At 72.3% G+C, this 21,211-nt stretch carries 15 protein-coding genes; 12 read left to right on the top strand and 3 right to left on the bottom strand.

Annotated elements, in window-relative coordinates; all coding sequences use genetic code 11:
• Positions 1-27 precede the first annotated feature (27 nt).
• Entirely contained in the window at positions 28-1,467 is a 1,440-nt protein-coding gene (locus AOA12_RS04315; protein ID WP_231637179.1) for an NCS2 family permease, read from the bottom strand.
• A gap of 113 nt (positions 1,468-1,580) precedes the next feature.
• Here AOA12_RS04315 and AOA12_RS04320 point away from each other — a divergent pair, with 113 nt between their 5' ends.
• From AOA12_RS04320 to AOA12_RS04350, 7 genes are all read left to right on the top strand, one after another.
• On the top strand, positions 1,581-2,822 hold the full coding sequence (locus AOA12_RS04320) for a cell division protein PerM (protein WP_054680659.1): 1,242 nt from the start codon (positions 1,581-1,583) through the stop codon (positions 2,820-2,822).
• 125 nt (positions 2,823-2,947) lie between these two features.
• A complete protein-coding gene (purN, locus tag AOA12_RS04325) occupies positions 2,948-3,547 on the top strand; it encodes a phosphoribosylglycinamide formyltransferase (protein WP_054686784.1) in 600 nt (199 codons plus the stop codon).
• A gap of 30 nt (positions 3,548-3,577) precedes the next feature.
• Positions 3,578-5,185, top strand: coding sequence for a bifunctional phosphoribosylaminoimidazolecarboxamide formyltransferase/IMP cyclohydrolase (gene purH, locus AOA12_RS04330; protein ID WP_054680661.1), 1,608 nt, complete (start codon positions 3,578-3,580; stop codon positions 5,183-5,185).
• Positions 5,186-5,607: 422 nt separating this feature from the next.
• Positions 5,608-7,182, top strand: a complete 1,575-nt coding sequence (locus AOA12_RS04335) for an AlkA N-terminal domain-containing protein (RefSeq protein WP_082406463.1) — start codon at positions 5,608-5,610, stop codon at positions 7,180-7,182.
• A complete protein-coding gene (locus AOA12_RS04340) occupies positions 7,179-7,670 on the top strand; it encodes a methylated-DNA--[protein]-cysteine S-methyltransferase (protein ID WP_054680663.1) in 492 nt (163 codons plus the stop codon). Before AOA12_RS04335 ends, AOA12_RS04340 begins: the two co-directional genes overlap by 4 nt.
• Before the next feature lie 459 nt (positions 7,671-8,129).
• The gene (locus tag AOA12_RS04345) at positions 8,130-10,013 is read left to right on the top strand and encodes an ABC transporter ATP-binding protein (RefSeq protein ID WP_054680666.1); all 1,884 of its coding nucleotides are present in this window, start codon (positions 8,130-8,132) and stop codon (positions 10,011-10,013) included.
• Positions 10,010-11,827, top strand: a complete 1,818-nt coding sequence (locus AOA12_RS04350; protein ID WP_054680669.1) for an ABC transporter ATP-binding protein — start codon at positions 10,010-10,012, stop codon at positions 11,825-11,827. The genes AOA12_RS04345 and AOA12_RS04350 overlap by 4 nt, the downstream gene beginning before the upstream one ends.
• A gap of 113 nt (positions 11,828-11,940) precedes the next feature.
• Here AOA12_RS04350 and AOA12_RS04355 read toward each other — a convergent pair whose 3' ends face one another.
• The gene (locus tag AOA12_RS04355; protein WP_054680671.1) at positions 11,941-12,393 is read right to left on the bottom strand and encodes a GNAT family N-acetyltransferase; all 453 of its coding nucleotides are present in this window, start codon (positions 12,391-12,393) and stop codon (positions 11,941-11,943) included.
• Between the two features lie 147 nt (positions 12,394-12,540).
• Here AOA12_RS04355 and AOA12_RS04360 point away from each other — a divergent pair, with 147 nt between their 5' ends.
• Positions 12,541-14,760 carry an NADP-dependent isocitrate dehydrogenase gene (locus AOA12_RS04360; RefSeq protein WP_054680675.1) on the top strand — a complete coding sequence of 740 codons (2,220 nt, stop codon included), beginning with the start codon at positions 12,541-12,543 and terminating at the stop codon, positions 14,758-14,760.
• Between the two features lie 447 nt (positions 14,761-15,207).
• On the opposite strand, the gene AOA12_RS04365 is transcribed toward AOA12_RS04360, so the two are convergent.
• Entirely contained in the window at positions 15,208-16,674 is a 1,467-nt protein-coding gene (locus AOA12_RS04365) for a L,D-transpeptidase family protein (RefSeq protein WP_054680679.1), read from the bottom strand.
• 183 nt (positions 16,675-16,857) lie between these two features.
• Between AOA12_RS04365 and AOA12_RS04370 the strand changes: the two genes are divergently transcribed.
• The 4 genes from AOA12_RS04370 (at position 16,858) to AOA12_RS04385 (ending at position 21,211) form a co-directional block, all read left to right on the top strand.
• Positions 16,858-17,994: an ROK family transcriptional regulator gene (locus AOA12_RS04370; RefSeq protein ID WP_054680683.1), complete on the top strand. Its 1,137-nt coding sequence runs from the start codon at positions 16,858-16,860 to the stop codon at positions 17,992-17,994.
• A 51-nt stretch (positions 17,995-18,045) separates the two neighbouring features.
• Positions 18,046-19,338, top strand: a complete 1,293-nt coding sequence (locus AOA12_RS04375) for an extracellular solute-binding protein (RefSeq protein WP_054680686.1) — start codon at positions 18,046-18,048, stop codon at positions 19,336-19,338.
• 77 nt (positions 19,339-19,415) lie between these two features.
• On the top strand, positions 19,416-20,372 hold the full coding sequence (locus AOA12_RS04380) for a carbohydrate ABC transporter permease (RefSeq protein WP_054680689.1): 957 nt from the start codon (positions 19,416-19,418) through the stop codon (positions 20,370-20,372).
• Positions 20,369-21,211: a carbohydrate ABC transporter permease gene (locus AOA12_RS04385; RefSeq protein ID WP_054680692.1), complete on the top strand. Its 843-nt coding sequence runs from the start codon at positions 20,369-20,371 to the stop codon at positions 21,209-21,211. Before AOA12_RS04380 ends, AOA12_RS04385 begins: the two co-directional genes overlap by 4 nt.

The raw sequence follows: 21,211 nt of genomic DNA on the forward strand, positions 1-21,211 counted from the left end.
GGCCGTGCGCCCATGCTACCGCCGCGGTCAGGCGCCGAGGAGGGCCTCGATGGGACCGCGGGCGAAGTACACGACGAAGCCGGCGGCGACGATCCAGAGCAGGGGGCTGATCGCGCGGACGCGGCCCGAGAGGGCGTGCACGACGACCCAGCTGATGAAGCCCGCGCCGATGCCGTTCGCGATCGAGTAGGTCATCGGCATGACCGTCGCGGTGAGGAACACCGGCAGCAGCACGCGGAAGTCGGTGAGGTCGATGTGCGAGATCTGCGCGAGCATCATGGCGCCGACGATCACGAGCGCCGCCGCGGCCACCTCGGTCGGCACGATCGAGGTGAGCGGCGTGAAGAACATCGCGAGCAGGAACAGCACGCCCGTCACGAGGTTCGCGAGGCCCGTGCGCGCGCCCTCGCCGATGCCCGAGCCCGACTCGATGAACACGGTGCTCGACGACGACGAGGTCGCCCCGCCGACTACCGCGCCGACGCCCTCGACGACGAGCGCGGAGCGGATGCGGGGGAAGTCGCCCTTCTCGTCGGCGAGTCCCGCCTCCTTCGCGAGCCCCGTCATCGTGCCCATCGCGTCGAAGAAGTTCGAGAACACGAGGGTGAACACGAGCATGACGAGCGTCACGACGCTGACCCTGCCGAGGTCGAAGCCGAAGTCGACCGCGCCGATGAGGCTCAGGTCGGGAACGCTCACGGGCGACCCCGACAGGGCGGGGATCGTCAGGCCCCAGCCGCCGGGGGAGTCGACCGCCGAGCCCAGGTGCCAGATCGCCTCGGCGACGACCGAGAGCACCGTGCCCGCGACGAGGCCGATGAGCATGCCGCCCTTCACGCGGCGCGCCACGAGCACGCCCGTGAGCAGCAGCGTGATCACGAACATGACCGTGGGGACCGTCGCGATCGAGCCGCCCTGGCCGAGGCCCACCGGCGGCGACGCCGCGCCCGTGGCCGTCACGAGCCCCGAGTTGACGAAGCCGATGAACGCGATGAACAGGCCGATCGCGACCGTGATCGCGAGCTTGAGCTGCACGGGCACGGCGTCGAAGATCAGCTTGCGCAGGCCGGTCGCGGCGAGCAGCACGATGACCAGGCCGTTGATCACGACGAGCGCCATCGCCTCGGCCCACGTGACCTCGCCGACGACGCTGAAGGCGACGAACGCGTTGATGCCGAGGCCCGTCGCGAACGCGAACGGCAACCGCGACACGAGGCCGAACAGGATCGTCATGACGCCCGCGGCGAGCGCCGTCGCCGCGCCCACGGCGCCGAACGACAGCTCCGTGCCCTCGATGTCGGGGGTCCCCGAGAGGATGATCGGGTTGAGGATGACGATGTACGCCATCGTCACGAAGGTGACGACGCCGCCCCGGATCTCGCCGCCGACCGACGAGCCGCGCGCCGTGATCTCGAAGTAGCGGTCGATCGCGCCGCGCGCGGCAGGGGCCTGGGTCTGTGCGTTCACGATGTCCTCCGAGGGCGAACGGGGGCGGACACGCCCTCCTCCGAAGACGAACGTAGCGGCATGCGGCACGCGCTCGCATGTTTGCGCCGCACGCTCGATAGGGTCGAAGCCGCATGAACCGCCTGCTCGTCCTCCTGCTCGCCGCCTTCGACGCGGTGCTCGCCGTCGTGGTGGGCATCGCGCTCGCCCTCGCGCCCCTCGCCCTGCTGTGGGTCTTCGCCTTCGGGGCGCACGCCGACTGGCTCGCGCTGTGGCCCGCGGCCGTGCGGCTCTGGCAGCTGGGCAACCTCGTGCCCCTGCACCTCGAGCTGCCCGACGAGTACCTCGCCGCGGCCGCGATCCCCGCGGAGGGCGCCGCCTTCACACTGTCGCTCGCGCCGACCGCGTTCGCCGTGCTGTCGGCCGTGCTCGGCGCGCGATCGGGCCGCCGCGCCGCGCAGGCGGGGGAGTGGGCCGCGGGCGTCGCGGGCGCGACCGTCGCGGCGGCCGTGCTCGCCGCCGTGCTGCTCGTGGCGTCGCCCGGGCCCGTCGCCTCGGTCGACCCCGCGTGGGCGATCGTGCTGCCGACCGTCGTCTTCGCCGTGCCGGCGCTCGTCTCGGCCCTCGTCGTCGCCTGGCCGGGCGCCGGCGGGAGCGCGCTCGCGCGCGCGTCGGCGGCGATCCCCGCGCGCTTCGCGGGCGTGCCCGCCGCGATCGCCCGCGGCACGGGAGCCGCCCTCGCGGGCGTCGCGGGCACGGCATCCGTGCTGTTCGCGGTCGCGCTCGCCCTGCGCGGAAACGAGATCATCGGGCTGTACGAGGCCTCCGGCGCCGATCTCACGGGCGCCGTCGCGATCGCGGCCGGCCAGCTCGCCTACGTCCCGACGCTCATCGTGTGGGCGGCGTCGTACCTCGCCGGTCCCGGCTTCGCGTTCGGCGCCGGCACCGCGATCATGCCCGCCGGGACGAGCGCCGGCGTCGTCCCCGGCATCCCCGTGCTGGGCGTGCTTCCGCCCGGCGGGTCGCCCTGGCTGCTGGCGCTCGTGCTCGTGCCGGTCGCGGTCGGCGCCCTCGCCGGCCTCGTCGCCCGCCGTGCCCTGGCGGCCGGGACGGACGCCGACGGCATCGTGCCGCGCGCCCTCGCGCTCGCCGGGCTCATCGTCCTGACGGCGGCGGCCGCGTTCGCCGCCGCGTTCGCCGCGTCGGGGTCGATCGGACCGGGCGCGATGAGCGAGGTCGGACCCGTGCCGTGGCTGTTCGCGGTCGTCCTCGCCGGCGAGATCGGCGTCGGCGCGGCGATCATGCTGTTCGCGCCGCGCAGCGTGCCCGACGAGGCGCCCGCGGTGTACGACGACCGCGCGGCCGAGCGCGCGTAGTGGCGCGGGCCGGTGCGGCGGCGCCGGCCGACGGTGGTGGCACCGGCCCGATGCGGCGGCGCCGGTCCGCGGCAGCGGCCGAGGGGAGAGCACGGGGCGCGGGGCGCCGCCGGTAGACTGTGCGGGTGCTCACGGTCGCCGTTCTCATCTCGGGCACCGGATCCAACCTCCGCGCGCTCCTGGAAGCCGCGAGCGAACCCGGCTTTCCCGCGCGTGTCGTCGTCGTCGGCGCCGACCGCGAGGCCGACGGCTTCGCGCACGCCGAGGCCTTCGGCATCCCCTCCTTCGAGGTGCCCTACTCGTCGTTCGAGAGCCGCGATGCGTGGGGCGCCGAGCTCGACGCCCAGCTGCGGGTCTGGAGTCCCGACCTCGTCGTGCTGAGCGGCCTCATGCGGCTGCTGCCCGCCGCCGTCGTCGACGCGTGGGCGCCGCGGCTGATCAACACGCATCCCGCCTACCTGCCCGAGTTCCCCGGCGCGCACGGCGTGCGCGACGCGCTCGCCGCCGGCGTCGCCGAGACCGGTGCGAGCGTCATCGTCGTCGACCGCGGCGTCGACTCGGGCCCCATCCTCGCGCAGGAGCGCGTGCCCGTCTTGCCCGGCGACACGGAGCACACGCTGCACGAGCGCATCAAGCCCGTCGAGCGACGCCTGCTCATCGACGTCGTGCGCCGCATCGCGACGGGCGACCTCGATCTCGCGTCGTTCGACGCGTCCGACGCCTGACCCCCCGAATCACCTGACCCCAGGAGCAGCATGGCCGGCCCCCAGATCGATCCCACCCTCTACCGTCCGCGCGACGTCGTGCCCGTGCGCCGGGCGCTGCTCTCGGTGAGCGACAAGACCGGGCTGCTCGAGTTCGCGGGCGCGCTGCGCGACGCGGGCGTGGAGGTCGTCTCGACGGGCGGGTCGGCGGCGCTGCTGCGCGAGCACGGCTTCGAGGTCACCGACGTCGCGAGCATCACGGGCTTCCCCGAGTCGCTCGACGGACGCGTGAAGACCCTGCACCCGGGCGTGCACGCGGGCCTGCTCGCCGACCTGCGCCTCGCCGACCACGAGCGGCAGCTCGACGAGCTCGGCATCCAGCCGTTCGAGCTCGTCGTCGTGAACCTGTACCCGTTCGCCGAGACGGTCGCGTCGGGCGCCGCGGGCGACGCCGTGGTCGAGCAGATCGACATCGGCGGCCCCGCGATGGTGCGCGCGTCGGCGAAGAACTTCGCCAACGTCGCGATCGCCGTCTCGCCCGACTCGTACCCGGCGATCGCCGAGGCGATCGCGCAGGGCGGCACCACGCTCGCGCACCGCAAGGAGCTCGCGGCGCGCGCCTTCGCGCACACCGCCGCCTACGACCGGGCCGTCGCCACGTGGTTCGCCGACGGCACGCTGCTCGACGAGGGCGAGCTGCCGCAGCACCTGACGATCAAGGCCGAGCGCCTCGCGACGCTGCGCTACGGCGAGAACGCGCACCAGCGCGCCGCGATCTACTCGCGCACGGGCGGGCACGGCATCGCCCAGGCGACGCAGCTGCAGGGCAAGGAGATGTCGTACAACAACTACGTCGACGTCGATGCCGCCCTGCGCGCCGTGTACGACCTCGTGACCCCGGCCGTGGCGATCATCAAGCACGCCAACCCGTGCGGCATCGCGATCGCGGCGCCCAACGCCCTCGACCCGATGGCATCCGCCCACCTGCGTGCGCACGAGTGCGACCCCGTGTCGGCCTTCGGCGGCGTGATCGCCGCCAACCGCACGGTCACGCTCAAGATGGCCGAGAACCTGCGCGACATCTTCACCGAGGTCATCGTCGCGCCCGACTTCGAGCCCGAGGCGCTCGAGGCGTTCCGGCTCAAGAAGAACCTGCGCGTGCTGCGCCTTCCCGCCGACTGGCGGCAGGAGCCCATGGACGTGCGGCTCGTGTCGGGCGGCCTGCTGCTGCAGGACGCCGACCGGTTCCCGCCCGACATCGAGTCGGTCGCGACGAACTGGGAGCTCGTCTCGGGCGAGCGCCCCGCGCCCGACGAGATGGTGAACCTCATCTTCGCGTGGAAGGCGTGCCGCGCCGTCAAGAGCAACGCCATCGTGCTCGCGAAGAACTCCGCCACCGTCGGCATCGGCATGGGGCAGGTCAACCGCGTCGACTCGTGCCGGCTCGCCGTCGAGCGCGCCGGCGACCGGGCGGCGGGCTCGGTCGCGGCATCCGACGCGTTCTTCCCGTTCGCCGACGGGCCGCAGGTGCTCATCGACGCGGGCGTGCGCGCGATCGTGCAGCCCGGCGGCTCGGTGCGCGACGAGGAGGTCGTCGCCGCGGCCCGCGCCGCGAACGTGACGATGTTCTTCACCGGCGAGCGCCACTTCTTCCACTGACCCCCGGCCCCGCCTCGCCCGTCGGCACCCTGCCCGGCGGAAGCCGCCGCCGGGCGCGCCGCGGCGACTCCGCTCACCGTTCACAATTCAGGAGATCCGGTGCGTGAGGCCCGGTTCGCGGGCCCGCACCGCGGTTCTTCCTGAGTTGTGAACGGTGGAGGCGGCGATTCGCTGGCCGACCGCCGTGCGGCCCGCGGCGGGCTTCGTCCGGGGCCTCGGCGCCGCTGGTGTTCACAACTCAGGAGATCCGGCCCCGGGGAGCCGGTTCGCGGGCCTGCCGCGCGGCTCTTCCTGAGTTGTGAACGGTGGGAGGGGTGGGGAGCGGCGGCGGTGCCGTGTCCGATTTCCGCCAGCCGACCGGCCGGGGGCGTGCGAGAGTGGATGCCGTGACCACCACGGCGACCATCCCCGCGACGCACGGAATGACGTTCGACGAACGCTACCGGGCGATCTCGTCGCGGGATGCGCGCTTCGACGGGCAGTTCATCACGGCGGTGCACTCGACGGGCATCTACTGCCGGCCGTCGTGCCCCGCGCGCACGCCGAAGGCGACGGGCGTGACGTTCTACCCGACGAGCGCGGCGGCGCACGAGGCCGGCTACCGCGCATGCAAGCGCTGCCTTCCCGAGGCCGCGCCGGGATCGCCCGCCTGGAACCTGCGCGGCGACGTCGCGGGCCGCGCGATGCGGCTCATCGCCGAGGGCGTCGTGGAGCGCGAGGGCGTCGCGGGCCTCGCGGCGCGGCTCGGCTACTCGTCGCGGCACCTCACCCGGCTGCTCACGGCGGAGCTCGGCGCCGGGCCGATCGCGCTCGCCCGTGCGCAGCGCGCCCACACGGCGCGCATGCTGCTCGTCGGCACCGACCTGCCGGCATCCGACGTGGCGTTCTCGGCGGGATTCTCCAGCGTGCGGCAGTTCAACGACACGGTGCGCGAGGTGTTCGGCATGACGCCGTTGCAGCTGCGCGCGCGGCGCCGCACGACGGGCGGCGTCGCCCCCGTGCCCGGCGCGATCGACCTGGCGCTGCCCGTGCGCGGGCCGATCGACGCGGCGGGACTGTTCGCCTGGATGGCGGCACGTGCGCTCCCCGGCGTCGAGGTCGCCGAGCCCGACGCGTACGCGCGCACGGTGCTGCTGCCCGGCGGCCCCGCCTGGTTCCGCGTGCGCGCGGCCGGCGCGGGGCTGCGGCTCGAGGCGCGCGTGCAGCATCCCGGCGATCTTCCGGGCCTCGTCGCGCGGGCGCGCCGGCTGTTCGACCTCGACGCCGACCCGCTCGCGGTCGACGAGGCCCTCGCCGCCCATCCCGAGCTCGCACCGCTCGTCGCCCGCACGCCCGGCATGCGCGTGCCCGGTGCGACCGACGCGCACGAGATGCTCATCCGCGCCATGGTCGGCCAGCAGGTGAGCGTGGCCGCCGCGCGCACCGCGCTGGGGCGGCTCGTGGATGCGCTCGGGGAGCCGGCGCACGGGTCCGGCGGCGCGGATCGGCTCTTTCCGACGATGGCGGCGATCGCCGAGCGCGGGCACGAGGTGCTGCGCGGGCCCGCCGCGCGGGTGCGCGCCGTGATCGAGGCGGCCGGGGCCCTCGCGTCGGGGGAGCTCACGCTCACGGCGGGCGACGACGCGCAGGAGCAGCGCGCGGCGCTGCTCGCCCGGCGCGGCATCGGCCCGTGGACCGCCGACTACGTGCGCATGCGGGTCACCGGCGACCCCGACGTGCTGCTGCCGGGCGACGTCGCCCTGCGCGCGGGTGCCGCCGCGATCGGCCTGCCCGCCGCCGCGGCCCCGCTCGACGCCTGGGCGCGCCGCGTCGCCCCGTGGCGCAGCTACCTCTCCGCGCACCTCTGGCGTGCCGTCACGACCCTCCCGAACTCCTCCGATCCCGCGGCTCCGGGCGCCGAGAATCCCCGAAAGCGGCCCGCGCGCACCGGATTGGAGGAGTTCGGGACACCGCTGCGCGGAGCCGACCAGACCCACCCCGAGAAGGAGCCCGCATGAGCGCCACGATCCAGACCATCGACACCCCCGACGGGCCGTTCACGCTGCTCGCCGACGAGCGCGGCCGCGTGCTCGCGAGCGGCTGGACCGCGGATGCCGGCGCCATCCGCGCCCGGCTCGCGGCCCCGCCCGCCGACATCGCCGCGGGCGAGACGGATGCCGCCGACGCCGTGCACGCGTACTACGCGGGCGACCTCGCGGCGATCGACGCCGTCGAGGTCGCCCAGACCGGCACGCCGCTGCAGCTGGCCGGCTGGGCCGCGCTGCGCCGCATCCCCGCGGGCGCGCCGCTGAGCTACACGGAGTTCGCCGCCGAGCTCGGCCGCCCGAGCGCGGTGCGGGCGGCCGCGTCCATCTGCGCGCGCAACGCGCCCGCGCTGTTCGTGCCCTGCCACCGCGTGCTGCGCGGCGACGGCACGCTCGGCGGCTTCGCCTGGGGCCTGCCGGTCAAGCGCGCGCTCCTCGACCGCGAGGCCGCGGGGCGCTGAGCGGCCACGACCACTGACCGACAACGACCGTTGACCGACTACGACCACTGACCGACCGAGCCCACCCCGTGCCGACCGCGCACTCGGGGTGGGCTCGGCCGTCTCCGGCGCTCGGCCGCCGACCCCGGCGCATCGCCCCGAGCGATCCCCCTCTTGCGCGTCCTGCGGCCGCCGGTCTATGTTGTAAGGCTGGCCTGCCGCCGTCGGCTGCCGCGCCCCGTTCACCGAACCCGAGGAGGAAGCCATGTCTCAGGCCATCGTCACCACGAAGCCGGTCGTCCTCTTCGCCGCACCCCGCGCGCGGAGCTAGCTCTCGCGGCATATTGCCGCCCCGCACAGCGTTCACATCATCGAGCGTGCCCCGACGCCCGGCATCCCGCCCCGCGCGGATGCCGGCGCTCCCTCGTGCGCTCCCGCATCGCCGTCCGTGCACGGCCACGATCTTCATCCCCGAGGAACATGTCTCCCCACGTCTCGCCGACCGCTCACCCTCCGCAATCCGAGCTCTCCACGCTCCGCGCGCTCGCGCGGCTGCTGCCGTTCGTCAGACCCGTGCTGCCCCGTCTGGTGCTCGGCGCCGTCAGCGCGCTGCTCGCGAGCCTCGCCGCCCTCGGCATCCCGCTCGTGCTCGAGGCCGTCGTGCGCGGCCCGATCTCCAGCGGCGACGCCGGCCAAATCGTGTGGGGCGCCGTCTGGATCCTCGCGCTCGGCCTCGTCGAGGCCGGGCTCGTCTGGGCGCGGCGCTGGTTCGTGCTCGCACCCAGCACGCAGGTCGAGTACGACCTGCGCACGGGCTTCTACGCGCGCCTGCAGCGGCTGCCCGTCGCCTTCCACGACCGGTGGCAGTCGGGCCAGCTGCTCAGCCGCATGATGCAGGACATCAGCATGCTGCGGCGCTGGCTCGCCTTCGGCGTCGTGCTGCTGCTCGTCAACGTGCTCACGATCGCGTTCGGCAGCGTGCTGCTGTTCAGCTGGCACTGGCTGCTCGGCGTCGTGTTCCTGGCGTGCTCGGCGCCCCTCTGGTACGCCGGCTACCGCTTCGAGAAGACCTACGGCACGCTCACGCGCCGCAGCCAGGACCAGGCGGGCGACCTCGCGACGTCGGTCGAGGAGAGCGTGCACGGCATCCGCGTGCTCAAGGCGTTCGGGCGCGGAAAGCACGCGCTGCAGAAATTCGCCCGCCAGGCCGAGACGCTGCGCGAGACCGAGCTCAGCAAGGCGCGCGCGGTCGGCTGGATCTGGTTCTGGCTCGTGCTGCTGCCCGACATCGCGTTCGCGCTGTGCCTCGGCACGGGCATCTACCTCACGCAACTCGGCGAGCTCGACGTGCCCGCGCTCATCGCGTTCTTCGCGCTCGCGACGGTGCTGCGCTGGCCGATGGAGTCGATCGGCTTCCTCTTCTCGTTCCTGCTCGACGCGCGCACCGCGACCGACCGCCTCTTCGAGGTGTTCGACGAGCCGAACACGATCGTCGACCCCGCCCGTCCCGTGCCGCTGGAGCGGGCGCGCGGCGCGCTCGTCTTCGAGGGCGTGCACTTCCGCTACCCGGATGCCGCGGACGGCGACCGCGACCTCGTCGACGGCATCGACCTGGCGCTGCGCCCGGGCGAGACGATGGCGCTCGTCGGCCTCACCGGCTCGGGCAAGACGACGCTCACGACCCTGCCGACGCGCCTGTACGACGTGACCGCGGGCCGCGTGCTGCTCGACGGCGTCGACGTGCGCGACCTGACCCTCGCGCAGCTGCGCACGCACATCGGCATGGCGTTCGAGGACTCCACGCTGTTCTCGCAGTCGGTGCGCGACAACGTGCTGCTCGGCCGGGAGGACCTCGATCCCGGCGGCCCGCAGGCCGAGGCCGTGCTGCGCGAGGCGCTCGCCGTCGCGCAGGCCGGCTTCGTCGACGAGCTGCCGCAGGGCGTCGACACGATCATCGGCGAGGAGGGGCTCTCGCTGTCGGGCGGTCAGCGCCAGCGGCTGGCGCTCGCGCGCGCGGTCGCGGCACGCCCGGCCGTGCTCGTGCTCGACGACCCGCTGTCGGCGCTCGACGTCGACACCGAGGCGCTCGTCGAGGAGGCGCTGAAGGAGGTCATGGGCGACACCACGACGCTCGTCGTCGCGCACCGTCCGTCGACCGTCATGCTCGCCGATCGCGTCGCGCTGCTCGAGGACGGCCGCGTGACGGCGGTCGGCACGCACTCCGAGCTGCTCCGCGCCAACGACCACTACCGCTACGTCATCTCCAGCCTCGAAGACGACGAGAGGGACCGTCGCGCGCGGGAGGCGACGGCCGCGAACGAGACCGTCACGACGAACGAGACCACGAAGGAGGACGCGCTGTGAGCACCGTCACCGTCGCCGGGACCGCCGGCGAAGACCGCTCCGACTACACGCGCGACGAGAGCCGCGCCATCCGGCGGCGCTCGCTGCGCCTGCTCGGCTCGCTCATCGGGCCGCTGAAGTGGCAGTTCGCGCTCGCCGCGCTCGTGCTCGTCGTCTCGACGGCGCTGCGCGTCATCGGCCCCGTGCTCATCGCGTTCGGCATCAACCAGGCCCTCCCCGCCGTGATCGACCACAGCGACTGGATGCCGACGATCGGCGTCGTCGCGGTGTACCTCGTCGCCGCGGTGGGCGGCGCGGCCCTCATCGGCTGGTACGCGGTCGTCACGGCCCGGCTCACGCAGGAGGTCATGCTCGAGCTGCGCAAGCGCATCTTCCGGCACACCCAGCGACTGAGCCTGGAGTTCCACGAGTCGTACACGTCGGGCCGCATCATCTCGCGGCAGACGAGCGATCTCGACACGATCCGGGAGCTGCTCGACGGCGGGCTCAACGAGCTCGTCTCGGGCGTGCTGTACGGCGTGTTCACCCTTGTCGCGCTGCTCCTGCTCGACTGGCAGTCGGGCGTCGTGCTGCTCGTCGCGGGCGTGCCGCTGTTCCTGCTCATGCGCTGGTTCTACCTGCGCTCGCAGCTCGTCTACCGGGAGTCGCGCGTCATCAGCGCGCAGGTGATCGTCAAGTTCGTCGAGACGATGACCGGCATCCGCGCCGTCAAGGCGTTCCGCAAGGAGCGGCGCAATGACGACGAGTTCGGCGAGCTGTCGTCGAGGTACCGCGAGGTGAACATGCGCTCGATCCGCCTGTTCGGCGCGTTCGAGCCGGGGCTCATGGTGATCGCGGCCGTCACCGTCGCGGCCGTGCTGCTGTGGGGCGGGCTGCGCGTCGCCGACGGCACGCTGCTGCTCGGCACCCTGCTGTCGGCCGTGCTCTACGTGCGCAACTTCTTCTCGCCGCTGCAGGAGGTCGCCTTCTTCCTCAACTCCTACCAGTCGGCGACCGCCGCGCTGGAGAAGGTGTCGGGCGTGCTCGAAGAGGTGCCGACCGTGCCCGATCCCGACGAGCCCGTGGACCTGTGGCACGCGACGGGGCACATCGAGTTCCGCGACGTCACGTTCGGCTACTCCGACGACCGCGTCATCCTGCCGCACTTCTCGCTCGACATCCCCGCGGGCCAGACCATCGCGCTCGTCGGCACGACGGGCGCCGGCAAGTCGACGCTCGCCAAGCTCGTCGCGCGGTTCTACGACCCCTCGCAGGGCGCCGTGACGCTCGACGGCGTCGACCTGCGGGTGCTGCATCCCAAGGATCTGCGCCGCGCGATCGTCATGGTGACGCAGGAGGCCTACCTGTTCAGCGGCACGGTCGCCGACAACATCGCGCTCGGCAAGCCCGACGCGACGCTCGACGAGATCGTCGCCGCCGCGAAGGCCGTCGGCGCGCACGCCTTCATCTCCGCCCTGCCCGACGGCTACGCGACCGACGTCAACAAGCGCGGCGGACGCGTGTCGGCGGGCCAGCGCCAGCTGATCTCGTTCGCGCGGGCGTTCCTGGCCGACCCCGCGGTGCTCATCCTCGACGAGGCGACGGCATCGCTCGACATCCCCTCGGAGCGGCAGATCCAGGACGCGCTGCAGACCCTGCTCGCCGACCGCACGGCGATCATCATCGCGCACCGGCTGTCGACCGTGGCGATCGCCGACCGCGTGCTGGTCATGCAGCACGGGCGCATCGTCGAGGACGGCGCGCCCGATGAGCTCATCGGGGGCACGGGCACGTTCGCCAAGCTGCACAGCGCGTGGCGCGCGTCGCTCGTGTGAGGCGAGCGCTCAGGCCGCGCGGCGCGGGACGGGTGCGTGCCGCGGGAGTGGCAGCGGCGGGGCTTCGATGGGGGAGGGCGATTCGAAACCCCGCCGCTGGTCTGGATGCGAGGTCAGAGGACGATCTCTGCGATGACCTCGCCGAACTCGGTCTCGTCGACGGGCACGAACCCGACACGACGGAAGAAGGCGTCGGGGCCGCCCTCGCCGGCCTCGTAGATGACGTGGATGCGGTCGATGCCGCGCCCGCGGGCCTCGTCGAGCAGCTGCTCGATCGCGAACCGGCCGACGCCGCGGCCCTGGTCGTCGGCGTCGACGTTGATGCGCCACAGGGCCGAGCGGAGGTGCGGCAGGGGCGCCTCCGGGTCGAAGTTGGCGCTGATGTACCCGACGACCTCGTCGCCGTCGAGCACGACGCGCTGCCACGAGGTGGCGGGGTTGACGACCGCCCCGACGACGGCGTAGCTGGTGGGAGCGATGAACTGCTCCTGGCCAGGCTTGAGAGACATGTTGTTGACCGCGACGATCGTCGCAGCGGACAGTTCCACCAGTCGCAGCTCAGTCATGCTCCCTAGGGTAGCGGTCAGGCCGGGTCGAGGATGCTATGAGTGCAGGGTCCGCCGGTCGAGTTATCTCGATGTCGAGATAAATGCGGAGCATACACATAGTAGGCTGGGGCTGAGCCCCACAACGCCGATACGGAGAACTCCCACGTGCCTGACTCCACCATCATCTACACCCACACCGACGAGGCTCCGGCTCTCGCGACGGCCTCGTTCCTCCCGATCGTGCAGGCTTTCGCCGGCCAGGCCGGCGTCGACATCGAGACGCGCGACATCTCGCTCGCCGGCCGCGTGCTGGCCGCGTTCCCGCAGAACCTCGCGCCGGAGCAGCAGGTGGGTGACGCGCTCGCCGCGCTCGGCGGACTGGCGACGCTGCCCGAGGCGAACATCGTGAAACTGCCGAACATCTCGGCATCCATCCCCCAGCTCAAGGCCGCGATCGCCGAGCTGCAGGCGCAGGGCTACGACATCCCCGACTACCCGGACGAGCCGCAGACGGTCGAGGAGAAGGACGTGCGCGCCCGCTACGACCGCATCAAGGGATCGGCCGTGAACCCCGTGCTGCGCGAGGGCAACAGCGACCGTCGCGCGCCGCTGTCGGTGAAGAACTACGCACGCAAGCACCCGCACCGCAACAAGGCGTTCGCCGACGGCTCGAAGACGCGCGTCGCGACGATGGGCCACGACGACTTCAAGAGCAACGAGAAGTCGTGGGTCGCCGCGCACGACGACGTGCTCACGATCCAGCACGTCGCCGAAGACGGCGCCGTGACCGTGCTCAAGAAGTCGCTCAAGGTGCTGCCGCGCGAGATCATCGACGCGACCTTCCTCTCGGCGTCCGCGCTCGACGCCTTCCTCGCCGACACGATCGCGCAGGCGAAGGCCGAGAACGTGCTCTACTCGGTGCACCTCAAGGCCACCATGATGAAGGTCAGCGACCCCATCATCTTCGGCCACGTCGTCAAGGCGTTCTTCGCCGACGTGTTCGACCGCTTCGGCGCGCAGCTCGACGCCGCGGGCCTGAACGCCAACGACGGCCTCGGCACGATCCTCGCCGGGCTGGGGAACGTCGAGGGCGGCGCCGAGATCGCCGAGGCGTTCCGCGGCGCGATCGAGGCGGGCCCCCGCCTCTCGTACGTCAACAGCGACAAGGGCATCACGAACCTGCACGTGCCGAGCGACGTCATCGTCGACGCGTCGATGCCCGCGCTCATCCGCAACGGCGGCCGCCTCTGGGGCGTCGACGGCGGCGAGGACGACACGATCGCCGTCATCCCCGACTCGTCGTACGCCGGCGTCTACCAGTCGGTCATCGAGGACGTCATCGCGCACGGCCCGCTCGACCCCGCGACGATCGGCACCGTGCCGAACGTCGGCCTCATGGCACAGGCGGCCGAGGAGTACGGCAGCCACGACAAGACCTTCGAGATCGCCGCGCCCGGCCGCGTGCAGATCGTCGACAGCGAGGGCACCGTGCTCATCGAGCACGAGGTCGGGGCCGGCGACATCTGGCGCGCCACGCAGACCAAGCACGTCGCCGTCATGGACTGGGTCAAGCTCGCGATCAACCGCGCGAAGGCGACCGGCGCCCCCGCCGTGTTCTGGCTCGACCTCAACCGCGCGCACGACGCGCAGCTGATCGCCAAGGTGCACCAGGCGCTCGCGACGCTCGACACGAAGGGCGCGACGATCTCGATCCTCTCGCCCGAGGAGGCCACGCGCTACACGCTCGGCCGCATGCGCCTGGGCAAGGACACCATCTCGGTGACGGGCAACGTGCTGCGCGACTACCTCACCGACCTGTTCCCGATCCTGGAGCTCGGCACGAGCGCCAAGATGCTCTCGATCGTGCCGCTGCTCGCCGGCGGAGGCCTCTTCGAGACGGGTGCCGGCGGCTCGGCCCCCAAGCACGTGCAGCAGCTCGTCGAGGAGAACTACCTGCGCTGGGACTCGCTAGGCGAGTTCTTCGCCCTCGCGGCGTCGTTCGAGCACCTGGCCGGCTACACCGGCAACGCCAAGGCGAAGGTGCTCGCCGACACGATCGACCGCGCGACCGGCACCTTCCTCGAGCAGGACCGCTCGCCCGGCCGTGCCCTCGGCACCATCGACAACCGCGGCAGCCACTTCTACCTCGGCCTGTACTGGGCGCAGGAGCTCGCCGCGCAGACCGACGACGCCGAGCTCGCCGCCATCTTCGCGCCGGTCGCGCAGGCGCTCGCCGATGGCGAGGACGCGATCGTCGCCGAGCTGCTCGCCGTGCAGGGCTCGCCGGTCGACCTCGGCGGCTACTACCACGCCGATCCCGAGCGCGTCTCCGAGGTGATGCGCCCCTCGGCCACCCTCAACGCCGTCATCGACGCCCTGCGCTGACGGGGCTCCACCCCCGCTGGTCAGGGAGTGCGCGGTGGTGCCCGTGCATCGTGCGTCCCTCTCCCCGCTGGTTGAGTAGCGCGCGGAGCGCGCGTATCGAAACCCATGTAACGGACCGTTACGCGGGTTTCGATACGCGGCCTGCGGCCGCTACTCAACCAGCGGGGGGTGTGGGCCCGATCAGCGGGGGGTGTGGCCGATCAGTGGGGTGCATCCCTCTCTCCGTTGGTCGGGGAGTGCGCGGTGGTGCGCGTGCATCGTGCATCCCCTCTTCCCGCTGGTTGAGTAGCGCGCGGAGCGCGCGTATCGAAACCCGTCTCACGGTCCGTTACATGGGTTTCGATACGCGGCCTGCGGCCGCTACTCAACCAGCGGGGGTGTGCGGCCGATCGGCCGGGGGTGTGGCGTCAACCAGCCGGGGCGTGCGGCCGACCAGCGGGGCGCGGGTCAGTGGTAGATCTTGACGTCGATGCCGTCGGGCGACCAGTAGTAGATCTGCTCCGCGCGCCAGTCGGGCATGCCGACGCAGCCGTTGCTGCCGCGCTCGCCCCAGTTGTCGCGCCAGTACACGCCGTGGAAGGCGTTGTCGTTGTTGTCGAAGTACATCGCGAACTGCACGTTCGGGATCTCGTACGCGTAGTTGAGCGCGGTCTGCCAGCCGCTCATGGTCTGCTCGCGCACGTGCGCCCACACACGGAAGTCGCCCGTGGGGGTGTCGGCGCCGGGAAGGCCGGTGGAGACGAGGAAGGAGTCGACGACGACGCCGTTCTCCTTCATGTAGAGCATCTGGTTGGTGAGGTCGACCTCGAGCACGCGGTGCAGCGTCTCGGCGACCGCGGGGGTCACCTCGACCGGCAGATCGTACGTCGCGGTGCCCGCGGCGAGCTGGTCGGCGAACCTCTGCGCGACGCCCGTCGTGTCTCCGAGCACGCGGCCGTCGACGCTCTCGGTGATCGTGTCGATCACCTCGTTGCTGGAGTTGATGATCACGGTGCCCGCGACGGGCTCGCGGTCGACGAGGGGCTTCAGCCCGTCGACGAAGGCCTGGATCTTCGTGGCGTCCGCGGTGTACGAGAGCGATCCGTCGGGCTCGGTCGTCAGGGTGATCCAGCTCGCGGCGGTCGCGGGGTCGACGGGGACGGTGCGCTCGTCGCCGACGTAGAAGCCGATCTGTGCGAACAGCTCGTTGAGGGACGCCGAGGTCTGCTGCGCGATCTCGGTCGTCGTGGGCGACGCGATGGCCGCCGTGGCGGGCTCGACGGTGACCGACTGCTCGCCCGCGGCGAAGGCGTCGTGCAGCGGCTCGACGACGGATGCCAGGTCGATGCCCTGGCCGTCGACGGCGGGCGTCACGGCGTAGGCGGTGCCGTCGAACGCGACGGCTGCCGGCGTCGGGTCGGTGTAGAGCGCGGGCAGGGCCTCGCGCAGCGCGTCGTTCGCCTCGTCCTCGGCGATCGTCACGGGGGCGTCGAGCGGGTCGCCGAACCACTGTCCGACGTTCCACAGCGGGCGCTGCTCGAACACGGCGGATGCCAGGGCGTCGGCGTCGATGCTCGCGCCGAGCTCGGCGGCGGTCAGCGTCGGGCCGCCCGCGCCGATCGTCGCCGTGGTCGCGGCGAACTGCGCGCGGATCGCGTCGGCGGCGGCGCCCTGCGTGAGCAGGCCGACCGAGACGCCGCCCACGGTGGTGCCGGGGGCGACGAGCACGAGCGACGCGGCGGCCGCGCCGAGGGCGACGACCCCGACGGGGATGCCGATCCACAGGCCGAGGCGGCGCTTCTTGCGCGGGGGAGGGGCGGGCGCCCAGCGCACCTCGGGCTCGGGGGACTCCGGCGCCGACCCGGCCGTCGCCGCAGAGAGCACCTGCGTCGGCGCCGTGTGCTCCGAGTCGCTGCGCGCGATGAGATCCGTCATAGCCCCAACTCCCGACCGATGGTCATACAGGTTCCCATGATACGCGACGGGGTTTTTTCCTGTCCGGGTGATCGCTGAGTGGCCTGGAAGAGGCATGCGCCGTCGGTAACGTTTTTGTAAAGACACCTTGCAAATGGGGCGGATGGGTTGCGGGCAGGTAATTCGTAAGGTCTACTAACAAACATGACCGGCTCACCGTCGACCCGCCCCAGCGTCCTGCGCCCCGCCGCGAAGGTGCTGCCCGAGTTCGCGCGCTCGCACAACCGCTCGCTCGTGCTGCAGACGCTCTTCCACCACGGCGCGATGAGCCGCGCCGACCTCGCCCGCGAGACCGGCCTCACGCGCGTGACGATCTCCGACCTCGTCGCGGGGCTCATCGACGACGGCTACATCGTCGAGCTCGGCACCCGCGAGGCGCAGGGGCCCGGCAAGCCCGCGATCCTGGTCGACCTCGACCGCGAGGGCCACCGCATCGTCGGCCTCGACCTCTCCGGCTCCGAGCGCCTGCTGGGCGCCGTGCTCACCCTCGACGGCGAGATCGTCGCGCGGCACAGCGTGGCCGTGCCGGCCGCGCACGACGGCATCCTGCCGGCCGTCATCGAGCTCGCGCAGGCGCTCGTCGCCGACGCGCACGCCCCCGTGCTCGGCATCGGCGTCGGCACGCCCGGCGTCGTCGGCGCCGACGGCGTCGTGCTCGCCGCCCCCGGCTTCGGTTGGACCGACGTCGCCCTGGAGGCGGCGCTGCGCGAGGCGACGGGGCTGCCCGTGCTCGTCGCGAACGACGCCAACGCCGCCGTGCTCGCCGAGTACACGTTCGGCGGCGCGGACGACGACGTGCTGCTCGTGCGCGTCGGCCGCGGCGTCGGCTCGGGCCTGCTCGCGAGCGGGCAGCCCATGCTCGGCAGCCGCTACGCCGCGGGCGAGATCGGCCACGTCACGGTCGGCACCGACGGCGGGCCGGCCTGCGCGTGCGGCAAGGTCGGATGCCTGGAGGCCTGGCTCTCGGTGCCCGCGCTCGGCGCGCGCCTGCGCGGCCTGAGCGGGGCGGATGCCGAGGCCGCGCTGCGCGACGCCGGCGAGCGGCTCGGCATCGTGCTGGCCCCCGTCGTCGGCGTGCTCGACCTGTCGGAGATCGTGCTCTCCGGCCCCGCCGACCTGCTCGGCGGCGTGCTCGCCGAACAGGCCGCCGAGGCCCTGCGCACCCGCACCCTCGCCGCCTTCCACGACGGCATCCCCGTGCGCATGAGCGCGCAGGGCGACGACATCGTGCTGCGCGGCGCCGCCGTCATGGTGCTCTCCGGGCGCCTCGGCGTCAGCTGACGCCGCCCCGCATCCCAGACCCCCTGCAACAGGCAACAGAAAGAGGAAACCATGAACAAGAAGCTCGGAGCCCTCGCGCTTCTCGGCGCCTCGGCGATCGCGCTCGCCGGCTGCGGCGGCGGCTCGACCGGATCGACGGGCGGCGACGGCGGGGACGCGACGGGAGACGCCGGCGGCGCCGAGATCCGCGTCTGGCTCGTCGGCACCGACACGCCGCAGGACGCCCGCGACTACCTCAAGAAGACGTTCGAGGACGAGAACCCCGGCTCGACGCTCGTCATCGAGGAGCAGCAGTGGACCGGCCTCGTCGACAAGCTCACGACGAGCCTCTCGTCGAACGACAGCCCCGACATCGTCGAGATGGGCAACACCCAGGCCGCCGCGTTCACCTCGGCCGGCGCGCTCGCCGACCTCAGCGACATCCAGGACGCCCTCGGCGGCGACGACCTGCTGCCCGGCTTCGTCGAGGCCGGCACGTGGGACGGCACGCTGTTCGCCGCCCCCTACTACTCGGGCGCGCGCGTCGTGTTCTACAACACGGCGCAGTACGAGCAGGCCGGCGTCGCCGTGCCCACGACGCTCGACGAGTACGTCGCGAACGGCGTGGCCCTGGCCGAGAAGCTCCCCGGCGTCTCGGGCGTCTACTGGCCCGGCAAGGACTGGTACAACGCCCTCCCGTTCATCTGGGAGAACGGCGGCGAGGTCGCCGTGCTCGACGGCGACACGTGGGACGCGCAGCTGTCGAGCGACGCGTCGCTCGCCGGTCTCGCGCAGGTGCAGGAGCTCATGACGAAGGCGTCGCTCGCCGCCAAGGACGGCGACGAGACCGAGGCGTGGGTGCCCTTCCGCACCGAGAAGGCCGCGACGCTGTCGGTGCCCAGCTGGGCGTACTGGTCGATCGTCGCCGACGAGGACCAGAAGGAGACCGCGCTGACGAACAGCCTCGGCTACTTCGCGCTGCCCGGCGCCGACGGCGGCGCCGCGCAGGTGTTCGCGGGCGGCTCGAACATCGGCGTCGCGGCGAAGTCGCAGAACGTCGAGCTCGCCAAGAAGGCGCTCGAGATCATCCTCAGCGACGAGTACCAGACGATCCTCGCCGAGAACGGCCTCGTGCCGGCGAAGACCTCGCTCGGCGACCAGGTCGCCGCCGCTACGCCCGAGCTGGCCGCCGTCATCGCGGAGGCCGCGGCGAACGCCAAGCTCACGCCGGCGTCGCCGAAGTGGGCGGACGTCGAGGCGCAGGGCCTGCTGCAGGACTTCTTCGTCAAGATCGCGAACGGCGGCGACGTGAAGGCGCTCGCCGTCGAGCTCGACGAGAAGATCGAGTCGATCCTCAACGGCTGACCCCGCTCCCGGGGGCGCCGGCCCGACGGCGCCCCCGGTCACCCGATCCCACGCACCTCTCGGAAAGGAGCCGGTCCGTGACGACGACCGTCCCCGCGCCGGCTTCGGCCGCTGCGCCCCCTCCGGCATCCGCCCCCGCGCGCCGGCGCCGCCCCAGCGGCACGCCCTTCGCGCTGCTGGCCCCCGCGGTCATCATGCTCGCCGTCTTCATCGGCTGGCCGCTGCTGCAGCTCGTGATCATGTCGTTCCAGAAGTTCGGCCGCGAGCAGATCTTCGGGGCGCCGCCCGAGTTCGTCTTCCTCGACAACTACCTGCGCGTGCTCACCGACCCGCAGTTCTGGGTCGTGCTCGGCCGCAGCGTCGCACTGTGCGTCGTGTGCGTCGCGGCGACGATGCTGCTCGGCATCCTCATCGCCGTCATGATGACCAAGCTCGGCGCCGTCATGCGCACCGCCGTCTCGGTGGGCCTGCTGCTCGCCTGGGCGATGCCCGCGCTGACCGGAACGATCGTCTGGGGCTGGATCTTCGACACCCAGAACGGCCTCGTCAACTACTTCCTCACCCGGATCACCGGCGTCGACTTCATCGGCCACAGCTGGCTCATCGACCCGCTGAGCTTCTTCAGCGTCGCCGCCGTCATCATCACGTGGGGCGCCGTGCCGTTCGTCGCGTTCTCGGTGTACGCGGGCCTCGGCCAGGTGCCCGCCGAGGTGCTGGAGGCGGCGTCGCTCGACGGCGCGGGCGGCCTCAAGCGCTTCCGGCTCGTCGTGATGCCCTACATCCGCTCCATCCTGATCGTGCTGCTGATCCTGCAGATCATCTGGGACCTGCGCGTGTTCGCGCAGATCTACGCGCTGCAGACGATCGGCGGCGTGCGCGAGCAGACCAACACGATCGGCGTCTACATCTACAGCGTCTCGATGGCGTCGGGCGATCTCGGCGCGGGCGGCGCGATCGCCGTCATCCTCGTCGTGATCCTGCTGCTCATCGCGTCGTACTACATCCGCACCATGCTCAAGGAGGACGAGCAGTGAACGCGCGCCCCCGCACGCTGCCTCGCCGGGTGCTGCTGAACGTCGCGGCGCTCGTCGTGATCGTCTGCTCGGCCTTCCCCGTGTACTGGATGGTCAACACGGCGCTGCTGCCGGGCTCGGCCATCGGCAGCGAGACGCCGCACCTGTGGCCCGACCAGTTCACGCTGCGCAGCTTCGAGCTCGCGATCACCGACCCCGGCTTCCTGCCGGCGCTCGGCATGTCGCTCGCGGTCACGGTGCTCACGGTCGTCACGGCGCTGCTGTTCGCGTTCGTGGCATCCATCGCGGTCTCGCGCTACCGGTTCCGCTCGCGCAAGGCGTTCATCATCGCGATCCTCGTGATCCAGATGATCCCCGCCGAGGCGATGATCATCTCCACGTTCCGCGTTCTCGACGGCTGGCACCTGCTCAACTCGATCGTCGGCCTCGGCGCCGTGTACATCGCGATGGTGCTGCCGTTCACGATCTGGACGCTGCGCGGCTTCGTGAACGGCGTGCCCGCCGATCTCGAAGAGGCGGCGATGATCGACGGCTGCAGCCGGTCGGGCGCGTTCTGGCGCGTGACGTTCCCGCTGCTCGCGCCGGGGCTGGTCGCGACGGGCATCTTCGGCTTCATCCAGGCGTGGAACGAGTTCGTGTTCGCGCTCGTGATCATGACGCGGCCCGAGGCGCGCACGCTGCCGATCTGGCTGCAGAGCTTCGTGCAGGCGACCAAGGCGACCGACTGGGCCGTGGTGATGGCGGGCTCGACGCTCATGGCCATCCCCGTGATCGTGTTCTTCCTGTTCGTGCAGGGCCGCATGACGGGCGGCCTCGTCTCGGGAGCGGTGAAGGGCTGA

It is taken from the genome of Microbacterium sp. No. 7 (assembly GCF_001314225.1).
GTDB lineage: Bacteria > Actinomycetota > Actinomycetes > Actinomycetales > Microbacteriaceae > Microbacterium.

What these genes read in the sequence shown, in the direction of transcription:
- AOA12_RS04320 (WP_054680659.1), top strand. Translation starts at nt 1,581, where the DNA reads ATGAACCGCCTGCTCGTCCTCCTGCTCGCCGCCTTCGACGCGGTGCTC.
- purH (WP_054680661.1), top strand. Translation starts at nt 3,578, where the DNA reads ATGGCCGGCCCCCAGATCGATCCCACCCTCTACCGTCCGCGCGACGTC.
- AOA12_RS04335 (WP_082406463.1), top strand. Translation starts at nt 5,608, where the DNA reads ATGACGTTCGACGAACGCTACCGGGCGATCTCGTCGCGGGATGCGCGC.
- AOA12_RS04340 (WP_054680663.1), top strand. Translation starts at nt 7,179, where the DNA reads ATGAGCGCCACGATCCAGACCATCGACACCCCCGACGGGCCGTTCACG.
- AOA12_RS04345 (WP_054680666.1), top strand. Translation starts at nt 8,130, where the DNA reads ATGTCTCCCCACGTCTCGCCGACCGCTCACCCTCCGCAATCCGAGCTC.
- AOA12_RS04355 (WP_054680671.1), bottom strand. Translation starts at nt 12,393, where the DNA reads ATGACTGAGCTGCGACTGGTGGAACTGTCCGCTGCGACGATCGTCGCG.
- AOA12_RS04365 (WP_054680679.1), bottom strand. Translation starts at nt 16,674, where the DNA reads ATGACGGATCTCATCGCGCGCAGCGACTCGGAGCACACGGCGCCGACG.
- AOA12_RS04370 (WP_054680683.1), top strand. Translation starts at nt 16,858, where the DNA reads ATGACCGGCTCACCGTCGACCCGCCCCAGCGTCCTGCGCCCCGCCGCG.
- AOA12_RS04375 (WP_054680686.1), top strand. Translation starts at nt 18,046, where the DNA reads ATGAACAAGAAGCTCGGAGCCCTCGCGCTTCTCGGCGCCTCGGCGATC.